The organism is Helicobacter sp. UBA3407 (assembly GCF_949747025.1).
Classification (GTDB): domain Bacteria; phylum Campylobacterota; class Campylobacteria; order Campylobacterales; family Helicobacteraceae; genus Helicobacter_D; species Helicobacter_D ganmani.
On sequence record NZ_CATKCB010000155.1, the window covers coordinates 1 to 10,310 of the forward strand.

The following is a 10,310-nucleotide window of genomic DNA, read 5'->3' on the forward strand; positions in this document are numbered from 1 at the left end:
ATTTATCTTATGAAAGGAGAAAGCAATGCCAAAGATGAAAACAAATCGTGGTGCAGCTAAGAGATTCAAACTCAAAAAGAATCTTATTAAACGCGGTTCTGCTTTTAAAAGTCATATTTTGACCAAAAAGCGTCCAAGAAAGATTGCAAGTTTGAATGCGCCTAAATATGTTCATGATGCTAATATTGAGCAAGTTAAAAAACTGCTTTGTATGGCATAGGTTAAAGAAGTTTCATACATAAAAGTATGTCATTCCCCAATTTTTGGGCAAGTTTGGTAGATAATACCGCACCACAATATGGTAAAGGATAAAAATGGCAAGAGTTAAAACAGGAGTTGTGCGAAGACGTCGCCACAAAAAAGTTTTAAAATTAGCGCGTGGATTTTATAGTGCAAGGCATAAGCACTTTAGAAAAGCCAAAGAGCAGTTAGAACGTAGTTTATGTTATGCATTCCGTGATAGAAAGCAAAAGAAAAGAGACTTCAGAAAGCTTTGGATTGTGAGAATCAATGCAGCTTGCAGAATCAATGCGATTAGTTATTCAAAATTTATGTTTGGATTAAAAAAAGCTGGAATCACACTAGATAGGAAAATTTTGGCAGATATTGCAATGAATGAGCCTGTTGCATTTGCAAAAATCGTTGAAAGTGCTAAAAAAGCACTCTAAAGCCGTTAGGGATTCTTAAAAATAGAATCCCTAAATTCAAATCTTTTTAAATTAATAAAAAATATTAATTTCAAAGGGTTTTTTAATGCTAAAGAAGTTGGTTTTTGTTGGTATATTTTGGTCTGGTTTAAGTATAAATGCGTGGGCAGAGATGTTGATTAAGCAGGATTTAAGTGTCAGCATAGAAGTGGAAGCGGCGAAATATATCAGTTTTATAAACATTAGAGAAAGCGAATCTTTGCGGAAACTTAAAAGTTTGAGTATGGAAGATAAAAATATCATCATCAAAACCTATAATACCTTAAATGCTTTTTTGGGAGAGAATAGTATTTGTAAGGGTGGAAGTTTCAATATTGAGCCAATTTACGCATACAAAAACGGCACAAGAATGCAGAATGGGTTTGAAACACATTATAGTTTGAATTGTGAATTTACAAAAGAGCAAAAAAAATCTTATGACCAAATCATTCAAAAAATTGAAGAGGAAGCAAGAAAGAATCCCTATTTGTTGTTTGCTTTGCCAAGCATTGAAAAAGTCGTAGATGAAAAAAAGCTTGCGGAGATAGATGAGCAGTTGAATATGGAGTTATTAGAGCTTGCTATGCAAAAAGCTAAAGAATATTCCAAATTTTCTAAGCAAAAATGCAGTGTTAAGGAGATTAATTTAAGTCCGATAGTGCAAGAGCGTGCAATGCCAACAATGTTAAAAGCTTCTTTAAATGCTGCAAGAGATGAGGCAAAATCACTAGAAAGTGTGAATCTACCAACTGCTAAGCCTACACAAAAGATGGCGCGAGGGAATGTCGTCTTTAGCTGTCGTTAGTTTAAATAATCTCATCCTTACAAAGGAAAGCATCTTATCTTTAAATCTTTATGGATTTCATAATAAAATTTATTTATGCAAAATTATAGATTGCGACAACTCTTGATAAATCAAGTCTTGCAAGGACACACACCAATATGGATTTCCACGATACCACAAGTGGAATCTCGTGAGAACGAAACAAAAATACATTGCGATTTCTTGAATTTTTTTGTGAGGATAGAATGCACGCCTTGACAAGGACAAATTTATATTAAAAAAGTGGGGAGTAATCCCCAACCCTAAGGGGCCGGAAATTATAAAGAACCTTTTGTTAAAGCGTCTTTAGCGTATTTTTCGCCAAGCTCAAAGGCTTTTTTATTGAGTTCTACGACTTTTGCAGGAACTTTGCTAATCATTGTGTCATAAACTAAATTTCTATCCACACATTGCGTTAGTGTTACGGTTACTGCTAGTGCCACAACAGATTGTGTTACGACATTGCCTACTTCATTTTTGGCAATGGTAATAATTGGAATCGGATAGATTTTAAATTTCTTCTTATCCTCTGCATTTGGAGTTACTAAATTTGGCTCTACTACAATAATCGCGCCCTCTTTTAAGCCACCTTTGAATTGGTCATAGCTTACCTGTGCTGTGGAAAGCATATATTCTACTTCCCCATCATTTGCATAAGGATAAAGAATCTCATCCTCGTCTAGCAAAATATCAACTTTTGTTGGTCCTCCACGCACTTGAGAAGTATAAGTTGCGGCTTTGACACCATAGCCACCAGTTTTAATTTGTGCTTCTGCGAGGATTTCACCTGCTAGTAAAACACCTTGTCCTCCAACACCTGTAAAGCGGAGTTGTCTTCTCATTTTGCACCTCCTTTTTTTGCTTGTGCTTTCTCTTGTACTTGTTGATAAGCCTTGCAGTATTCCAATTTGTTTGTATCGTGGTGTAAGATTCCTGTTGGATATTTTCCGATTCTTTCCTCTTCGCTTAATTCTTCGTATTTTTTCTTAGAAATGATACGGCTTTCAATCCATTTAAGGGTGTCAATTGCTTCTCCCATTTTATTTTTTCTACCAAGATTGACATGGCAGTTGCTAAAAATATCAAAGAAACTGAAGCCCTCATTGGAGAATCCCTCTACCAAAGCTTTCTCTAGCTTTTTGGGGTCTAGCACAGATTCTCTTGCGACGAAGCTTGCGCCTGCTGCAATAGCAAGTTTGCACGGGTCAAATTCTGGATCTACATTGCCATATTGCGCGGTTACAGTCCACATTCCTTTGGGAGTAGTGGGCGAAGTTTGAGAATTTGTCAAACCATAAATAAAGTTATTGATTAAGACATAATTAATATCAATATTTCTTCTGCAAGCGTGGATTGTGTGATTTCCACCGATTGCTAAACCATCACCATCTCCACCCACAACAATCACCTTTTTGGTAGGATTTGCTAGTTTAATACCTGTGGCATACGCAAGTGTTCTACCATGTGTTGTATGCACGGTATTGCAATTTACATAAGAGGAAACGCGTCCGCTACAACCGATTCCGCTAACCAAGCAGACATCGTCCATATTCCAGCCTAATTTATCAATCGCACGAACAATTGATTTTAAGATTACGCCATCACCGCAACCCCAACACCAAAGTGTTGGCATTTTATCCACTCTTAAGTATTCATCATAATTAAATGCCATTTTATAACTCCTTAATTTTGCTCATAATTTCCATTGGGGATAGCGGGCGTCCATTTGCTTTTGCAAGTAACGCAACTTCTTTTTTCATTGCAAGTTCCACTTCTTTGACATATTGTCCTTTATTGAGTTCTGCTACTAGAATCTTGTTAAATTTTTTGCCTAGTTTTGCAAGCTCTTCACTAGGGGAAGGCCAAAGTGTGATAGGTCTAAACAATCCGACTTTTTTCCCTTCATTTCGTAATCTATCCACAGCTTCTTTTGCACTTCTTGAAGTAGAACCATAAGCAATTAAAAGAATCTCAGCATCTTCTAGCTTATATTCTTCATAAGTTACAATTTCTTGCTTTTTGCTTAAAATTTTGTTGAAAAGCCTATCAATTAATTGTTGTGAAAGCACAGCATCTTCTGTGGGGAAGCCTGTTGGTCCGTGATGAAGTCCTGTAATATGGTAGCGATAACCTTTGAAGAAAGGATTAAGAATCGCAGGTTCATCTTGAGGCACATCGTAAGGTTTATAGGAGTTTTTATCTCCACTATAAACACGACGATTGATTATTTTTTCTTGCATTTCATTCAAATCAGGCACAATTGCTTTGCCGTGCATATGTCCTAGTGTTTCATCTAAAAGTAAAAAGACGGGTGTCATAAACTTTTCTGCTAAGTTAAACGCGCGAAAAGTCTCTGTATAGGCTTCTTCTAGGCTACCAGGGCATAAAGCAATGGATTGGTAATCTCCGTGTGTTGGGTGTGCTGCTTGCGCGACATCTCCTTGTGCTACCCGTGTTGGAAGTCCTGTAGATGGTCCTCCGCGCATAACATTGACAATTACCAAAGGTACTTCTGCCATAAAGCTAAGCCCAATTTGTTCAGCTTTTAAGGAGATTCCCGGTCCTGAAGTTGCTGTCATAGACTTTACCCCACTCATAGAAGCACCTAAAGCAACAGAGATTCCAGCAATCTCATCTTCCATTTGAATAAAACTTCCATTTTCTCTTGGAAGCAATACGCTCATCTCGTGAGCCACTTCGCTAGAAGGTGTGATAGGATAACCACCAAAAAACTTACAGCCTGCGTCAATCGCTGCGTGTGCAACCAATTCATTTCCGCTTGAAATTAATTCTCTACTCACTTCTTACTCCTTATACAACCATATAGCCATTTGCTTTAATCGCTTCGGCTCTTTGTTTTGCTTCATCGGTTAATTTTGCAAATTTAAACTCTTTTCTATCTGCAACTGCGATAGCAAAATCAGGACAATGCAATTCGCATTCTTGACAACCAATACAGCTTTCAGGGTGAAGTACTTCTACCATTTTGCCTAAAACTCTGTGTTCATCTAAACGCATAGCAAGTGTGCCTGTTGGACAAACAGACACACATAAATCACACGCCTTGCAACGATTTTCATTAACCCAAACCGGTGTATTGTTGGGGGCTTGTAGTAATCCCATTTTAACTCCTTAATTTTCTAAATTTAAACCTATTTCCTACATTCTGCATTTTTGTAAAAAGTCTTTATAGTCTTGCCTCCTTGAAATAGATTTAGAAGTATTCATTTTTTAAAGCCTCAATCAAGCTTTTCACTGAATTAATAGAACGTTCAAATTGTGTTTTTTCCTCTGTATTTAATTGCAATTCTACAATGCGTTCAATTCCGTGGATTCCAAGTTCTACCGGAACACCACCCACAACATCATTATAACCATATTCACCCTGCAACAATACAGAACAAGGCAGGATCTTATGGCTATCACTCATAATTGCCCTAACCATTTCTGCTGCTGCTCTTGCAGGGGCAAAATAAGCTGAACCTTTCTTGAGGCAATTCACAATCTCTGCTCCCGCATTTCTTGTGCGTCGCACAATTTCTTCTATTTCATTTTGGCTTAATAACTCAGCAAGTGGCACGCCATTTACCATAGAAAAACGCGGAAGTGGTACCATTTCATCTCCATGTCCGCCCATAACAGGTGCCATAATCTGACCTGGTGCGCATTGTAATTTTTCGTAAATAAAACTTACCATTCTTGCACTATCTAGCACACCAGCCATTCCCATAATTTGCTTGGGATTGAATCCTGTTTCCTTTAAAGCAGTATAAACCATTGCATCTAGCGGGTTGGTAATCAAAACCACAATGGCTTCGGGTGAATTTTCTTTGATATTTTGGGAAATTTCACTAATGACTTTGGCGTTAGCAAAAAGCAAGTCGTTGCGACTCATTCCGGGTAGGCGTGGCGAACCAGCGGCAATCACAATCACATCACAGCCTTTTAAATCTTTAGGCGATGCGATGACGCCAAGTTTGGTGAATTTCGTGCCTACACAAGAAGCTTGAAACATATCAAGTAGCATTCCTCTTGCACGGTCTTTGTCTTTGTCTTGCAAAACAATTTCATAAGGTGTTGTAGCAGAGAGAATGTAAGCTAGAGTAGAGCCTACATTGCCCGCCCCGATAATTCCGACTTTTTTAACTCTTTCCATAATCTGTATCCTTAAACAATTATTTTCTGAATTTTAGATTCTTTAAAAATTATTACCTAAAAAGCAAAATTTTATTTAACTTTTTGCTCAACTTGTCTAAAAGTATTTTCAAGTATTTTTTCTTAAATTAATCTTATATTTTGACTTTTTATCTGTGCTTTTTCTTATTTTGAAAAATTCTTTAAATGCTCATCATAGTTTTTTGTAAAAGAATGCACGCCATTTTTATTTCTTACAAAGTAGAGATAATCAACATTGGCAGGAAAAATTGCTGCTTGAATTGCTTTAAAACTTACACTTCCAATAGGTGCTTTAGGGATTCCATCATAACGATAAGTATTGTAACTAGTTGTATCATTTCGTATCATTTCAGGAGTAATTTTAGTATGAGAATATTTACCATAGTTCAAAGTGCCGTCCATTTGCAATCGCATTTTTTTGTCTAAACGATTCCGAATCACAGCAGAGACTAGAGGCATTTCTTCCTCATTTGCAGATTCTTTTTGGATAATAGAAGCAATGATGATATATCTAAACCATTGATTTTGGTCGTATTGTCCTAAAAATTTGATTGCCCATTTCTTATGTTCTTTTAAAGAAGTATTCACCAAATAATACATTAGATGCGTTTCACTGATTCCTTTGGGAACTTTGTAAGTATTTGCCAAAATAATACCCTCAATCATAGGGGCATAGTTTGTATAAGCTAAATGCAAAGATTCTTCATTTAAATTTAATTTTTGACTTATGTTTTTGATAAAAAAATATAAAGTTTCACCAGGAATCAAGGTAATTTCTTCTAATGCGGCTTTTGCGTTTGCGAGTGCATAGAGAAAATCCCCTTTACTCAAGCGTGTGCGCCCAATATTGAGCCAACCACTTTGTGGATAACCAAAAAATCTTATAATTTGTTTATCAATGTTTAATAAATCAAAGTTATTTTTCTTTAAGTATGTTATAATTTCGCTTGTCCCACCCTTTGGAATATAAACTACTTGGCTTGAATTCATTGGGATTTGTAAATAAAAACATAAAATAATGAGCAAAATGAAAAAACCATCTACCAAAACGTTAAAGATTGTCTTGTTACTCGTCTTTTTTGTTGGAATATTCATTGTTCTTTATACCTTTTTGTATAATGGAATTAAAATTGAGCGATTTGGACTAGCCGGCACACAAATTAAGGGATTTTATCTAAGATTAGATAAAAAATTGATTTTAGAAATAGAATCTTTAAATCTCAATAAAATAAAAACTACACACTCTTCGGAATCTTTGGACATTAAAACACAGATTCTTTATGCCAAAAATTTTCATTTTATTTTGCAATATTTCCAAAAAATAAACATTCAACAAATTGGTTTTCAAGATTATCAAGCCAATCTTTATTATGACGGAGACAATTTTACCTTAAATCTCCCAGAAGTTTATGCCAAAATCAACTTGCAAGAAAATGCGTCTAAGGTTTTGATTCGTATTCAAGATTTGTATATGAAATCTTATGGAATCTATTATCAAGGTAGCGGAGTTTATGACTTGCGTCGTCAAAATGTGCAAATGGAGGGTAAGCTAAGTTTTGTCCATCGTAAGCATTATTATCCTTATATGCGTTTAGATTTACAAGTGCAAAGCAATCTTAGGAATCTTACAATTAAAGGTTCTAGTGATACTTTTGTAGATATTAAATTTTTGCGCACTTTGCTACCGAAGTTTGAGAATAAATTGGTAGAGGAATGGATTTTTGATAATTATAGTGTGGAATCGGCTAGAATTAATGAATTTGGCATTACGATTCCATTAAGAAGTAAAACAATCTTGCAAGATTCCCTTGCTTCCTTGTATGTGTTGGGTGAAGCACAAAATGCAGAAGTCATCTTTCACCCCAAACTTCCCCCAGCTCACGCGGATTCTGTGAAGCTCGTTTTTCAAAACAATGCTTTGGAATTTTATCCCCTGAATCCAACCTACCAACACCATAGCGCAAATGGTAGTCAAGTTATTTTAAAAGACATCGTAAGTGATAATCCATTGTTGCAAGTGCATATTAAAACTAATACGGCATTAGATTCTGCAATTTTAAAGTTGCTAGAGGCGTACGAGATTACTTTGCCGCTTAGTGCTCCAAATGCAAAGATTGCTTCAGACTTGTATATTGGATTAAATTTGGATACATTGGATTTGACTGCTAAAGGAATTTTTAAATCAAAAGATATTGAAGTATTGCTTCAAAAAACTCCTTTGATTTCTGATAGTTTGAATCTTCAACTTGATAATCATCTTATTAAAGTGGAATCTAAAAACACGAGTTATCAAGATTTGCTTAAAAGTGATTCTAATTTTGTGATTGATACGCAGGCAAAAACGATTAGTGGGGATTTGCTTATCACCTCACTTTTACTTTCTAAAGAATCCCCCGAAGTTTTGCAGATTACAAATCAATCTTTGCCCTTTAATGTAAATTTTGCGCAAAAACAAAAGATTGTTTTTGCGTTACCAACTTTTAATTTTGAAGCAATTTTTGGACAAAACTATGTGTTTCATTTGAATAGATTAAGTGGGATTCTACCTTTTTCTAAAATCTTGCAGGAATACAAAATTACAGAGGGAATGTTGCAGGTTCGTACGCAAGATTTTGAAAAATATTTTGCAGACATTTCTGTGCAAACAGAGCAAGAAATTTTGCGCAATAAACAAGACAATGCACCGCTTCAAACAATGGATTTGACTTTTGATTATACTCCTTTGGGTTTTACTCTACAATCCAAAGATGGTTCTTTCGTTTTACAAAATAATGCAGAGGCAAAAAGAATCAACTTAAAAAATCTTAGCTTAGGTTTAGATTTGGAACAATTTTCTAATAATAGCCCTAGCGACAATATTCCAATCTTAATTAAAGGACAAGATTCTAATCTATGGGTAAAGAATCGTAATATTTTGGCGGATTCTTTTGAGATTGCGCTTGTCAATGGAGAAATTAATGTGGGATTGAAGCATAAAAATGGACAAGCCAATCTTTATAAACGCGGTGATTTCTTGACTTTAGATGCAAAAGAGTTTGGCGATGAATTTATCAATGCGATTCTACAAAAGAAGGGTGTGCATAAGGGGCGGTTTTTTGTGAATGCAAACACAAATGAAAAGGGAGCGTTAATAGGGAAGATTACTCTTTTAAATACTTCCTTGAATGAATTGAATGTCTTGCAAAATGTGATGGCATTTATTGATACGATTCCCTCTTTATTGACTTTGAAGTCTCCGGGATTCAATCATAAGGGCTATTATGTCAATGAGGGAGTGGTAGAATTTGGTTTAAATGATGAGTTTTTAGCCATTGAAGCACTTGATTTGAAAGGCTCTTCTATTGATATTAAAGGTCGCGGAATTGTGCAGATAGAATCACAAGTCATTGATTTTAATGCAGAGTTGATTACCGCGAAGTCTTTTGGTGGAATCATCAGTAAGATTCCGCTTGTTAATTATATTGTATTAGGAGAGAATGGGGCGATTTCCACAGCTTTTAAGATTGATGGCACATTAGAAAATCCACAGGTGCATACGCAAGCAGTGCAGGATTTTTTGCTCTCGCCTTTTAATATTTTAAAACGTGTGATTACTTCGCCCTTTGAAATCTTTAATTAAATATAAGGAAAAACAAATGCTAGAATCAAAATCCAAAAAAGATTCCAAAACCACTAAGGAAGTCAAAGTTAAAAAAGCTACGAAAGCAGAAGTTGCCCGCATTAAAGCTTTGTTTTTGGAGCATTACAAAGATGCAAAAACGGAGTTGAATTATCGGAATGATTTTGAACTATTGATTGCGGTTATGCTTTCGGCTCAATGCACCGACAAGCGTGTGAATCTCATCACTCCAGCTCTTTTTGAAAAATATCCTACACCAAAGGCATTGAGCGGTGCTGATTTGGATTCTATTAAGGAATGTATCAAAACTTGCAGTTTCTTTAATAACAAAGCAGAGAATCTCAAAGCAATGGCAAAGGAAGTTTGTGAGCGATTTGGTGGAGAGATTCCACTAGAGCGCGAAGCGTTAAAGTCTCTACCTGGAGTAGGGCAAAAAACAGCCAATGTTGTATTAATAGAATCCAAAGAGGCGAATTTCATCGCCGTAGATACACATGTGTTTCGCGTCTCTCATCGCTTAGGTTTAAGTAGTGCAAGCACGCCTCTTGCCACAGAGGAGGATTTGACAAAGGCTTATAAAGACAATCTTGCAACGCTTCATCAAGCAATGGTGCTTTTTGGGAGATATATTTGCAAGGCAGTGAGTCCTCAATGCACGGAGTGTTTTTTAAGTCATTTATGCAAAAGCAAAACAACTTATCGTTGTTGATTAAGATAGAGTGAGAAAAGGATTCGCTTTTGCAAGATTTAAATCATTGATTGTGGGATTTGGAAAAAAGGATTTTCCCACGCGTTTTTGCACACCATAAACAATGCCTTTGTAATTAAGGAATCGTGGATTCTACACCTACACCGCCAAATCAACCCTAGTTTTTTCATAGCAAACTTCTTATTTACTAAATTATAGCAGAGAATAAACAATGATACAGAAAATTATAGTTGATTTTTGAAGTCGCTAAATTTTATTTATTTCCTTTTATAAAGGAAATAAATTATAAAAATATTA

General features: G+C 35.7%; 11 protein-coding genes. 5 read left to right on the forward strand and 6 right to left on the reverse strand.

What is annotated here, in order from left to right:
- The first annotated feature begins 25 nt into the window (after positions 1-25).
- The 3 genes from rpmI to Q1553_RS05705 all read left to right on the forward strand — a co-directional run bounded on the left by rpmI (position 26) and on the right by Q1553_RS05705 (position 1,491).
- A complete protein-coding gene (gene rpmI / locus Q1553_RS05695; RefSeq protein ID WP_115551105.1) occupies positions 26-220 on the forward strand; it encodes a 50S ribosomal protein L35 in 195 nt (64 codons plus the stop codon).
- Between the two features lie 94 nt (positions 221-314).
- Positions 315-668: a 50S ribosomal protein L20 gene (gene rplT, locus Q1553_RS05700; RefSeq protein ID WP_115551104.1), complete on the forward strand. Its 354-nt coding sequence runs from the start codon at positions 315-317 to the stop codon at positions 666-668.
- A gap of 85 nt (positions 669-753) precedes the next feature.
- Positions 754-1,491, forward strand: a complete 738-nt coding sequence (locus tag Q1553_RS05705; RefSeq protein WP_115551103.1) for an SIMPL domain-containing protein — start codon at positions 754-756, stop codon at positions 1,489-1,491.
- Between the two features lie 296 nt (positions 1,492-1,787).
- On the opposite strand, the gene Q1553_RS05710 is transcribed toward Q1553_RS05705, so the two are convergent.
- The 6 genes from Q1553_RS05710 to mltG form a co-directional block, all read right to left on the reverse strand.
- Positions 1,788-2,351, reverse strand: a complete 564-nt coding sequence (locus tag Q1553_RS05710) for a 2-oxoacid:acceptor oxidoreductase family protein (protein ID WP_115551102.1) — start codon at positions 2,349-2,351, stop codon at positions 1,788-1,790.
- Complete coding sequence (locus Q1553_RS05715; protein WP_115551101.1) at positions 2,348-3,181, reverse strand: 2-oxoglutarate ferredoxin oxidoreductase subunit beta; 834 nt, start codon at positions 3,179-3,181, stop codon at positions 2,348-2,350. The genes Q1553_RS05710 and Q1553_RS05715 overlap by 4 nt, the downstream gene beginning before the upstream one ends.
- Position 3,182: 1 nt before the next feature.
- The gene (locus Q1553_RS05720; RefSeq protein WP_115551100.1) at positions 3,183-4,310 is read right to left on the reverse strand and encodes a 2-oxoglutarate synthase subunit alpha; all 1,128 of its coding nucleotides are present in this window, start codon (positions 4,308-4,310) and stop codon (positions 3,183-3,185) included.
- 10 nt (positions 4,311-4,320) lie between these two features.
- Positions 4,321-4,632 (reverse strand): 4Fe-4S binding protein, encoded by a 312-nt coding sequence (locus Q1553_RS05725; protein WP_115551099.1) that lies wholly within the window; start codon positions 4,630-4,632, stop codon positions 4,321-4,323.
- Between the two features lie 91 nt (positions 4,633-4,723).
- Positions 4,724-5,665, reverse strand: a complete 942-nt coding sequence (locus tag Q1553_RS05730) for a malate dehydrogenase (protein WP_297600439.1) — start codon at positions 5,663-5,665, stop codon at positions 4,724-4,726.
- Positions 5,666-5,829: 164 nt separating this feature from the next.
- The gene (gene mltG / locus Q1553_RS05735; RefSeq protein WP_115551241.1) at positions 5,830-6,780 is read right to left on the reverse strand and encodes an endolytic transglycosylase MltG; all 951 of its coding nucleotides are present in this window, start codon (positions 6,778-6,780) and stop codon (positions 5,830-5,832) included.
- Here mltG and Q1553_RS05740 point away from each other — a divergent pair.
- On the forward strand, positions 6,713-9,304 hold the full coding sequence (locus Q1553_RS05740) for an AsmA-like C-terminal domain-containing protein (RefSeq protein ID WP_300667885.1): 2,592 nt from the start codon (positions 6,713-6,715) through the stop codon (positions 9,302-9,304). The two genes, mltG and Q1553_RS05740, sit on opposite strands and share 68 nt — an antisense overlap.
- Positions 9,305-9,320: 16 nt before the next feature.
- Entirely contained in the window at positions 9,321-10,013 is a 693-nt protein-coding gene (gene nth / locus Q1553_RS05745; RefSeq protein ID WP_299384639.1) for an endonuclease III, read from the forward strand.
- Positions 10,014-10,310 lie beyond the last annotated feature (297 nt).

What these genes read in the sequence shown, in the direction of transcription:
- rpmI (WP_115551105.1), top strand. Translation starts at nt 26, where the DNA reads ATGCCAAAGATGAAAACAAATCGTGGTGCAGCTAAGAGATTCAAACTC.
- rplT (WP_115551104.1), top strand. Translation starts at nt 315, where the DNA reads ATGGCAAGAGTTAAAACAGGAGTTGTGCGAAGACGTCGCCACAAAAAA.
- Q1553_RS05705 (WP_115551103.1), top strand. Translation starts at nt 754, where the DNA reads ATGCTAAAGAAGTTGGTTTTTGTTGGTATATTTTGGTCTGGTTTAAGT.
- Q1553_RS05710 (WP_115551102.1), bottom strand. Translation starts at nt 2,351, where the DNA reads ATGAGAAGACAACTCCGCTTTACAGGTGTTGGAGGACAAGGTGTTTTA.
- Q1553_RS05715 (WP_115551101.1), bottom strand. Translation starts at nt 3,181, where the DNA reads ATGGCATTTAATTATGATGAATACTTAAGAGTGGATAAAATGCCAACA.
- Q1553_RS05725 (WP_115551099.1), bottom strand. Translation starts at nt 4,632, where the DNA reads ATGGGATTACTACAAGCCCCCAACAATACACCGGTTTGGGTTAATGAA.
- Q1553_RS05730 (WP_297600439.1), bottom strand. Translation starts at nt 5,665, where the DNA reads ATGGAAAGAGTTAAAAAAGTCGGAATTATCGGGGCGGGCAATGTAGGC.
- Q1553_RS05740 (WP_300667885.1), top strand. Translation starts at nt 6,713, where the DNA reads ATGAAAAAACCATCTACCAAAACGTTAAAGATTGTCTTGTTACTCGTC.
- mltG (WP_115551241.1), bottom strand. Translation starts at nt 6,780, where the DNA reads ATGAATATTCCAACAAAAAAGACGAGTAACAAGACAATCTTTAACGTT.
- nth (WP_299384639.1), top strand. Translation starts at nt 9,321, where the DNA reads ATGCTAGAATCAAAATCCAAAAAAGATTCCAAAACCACTAAGGAAGTC.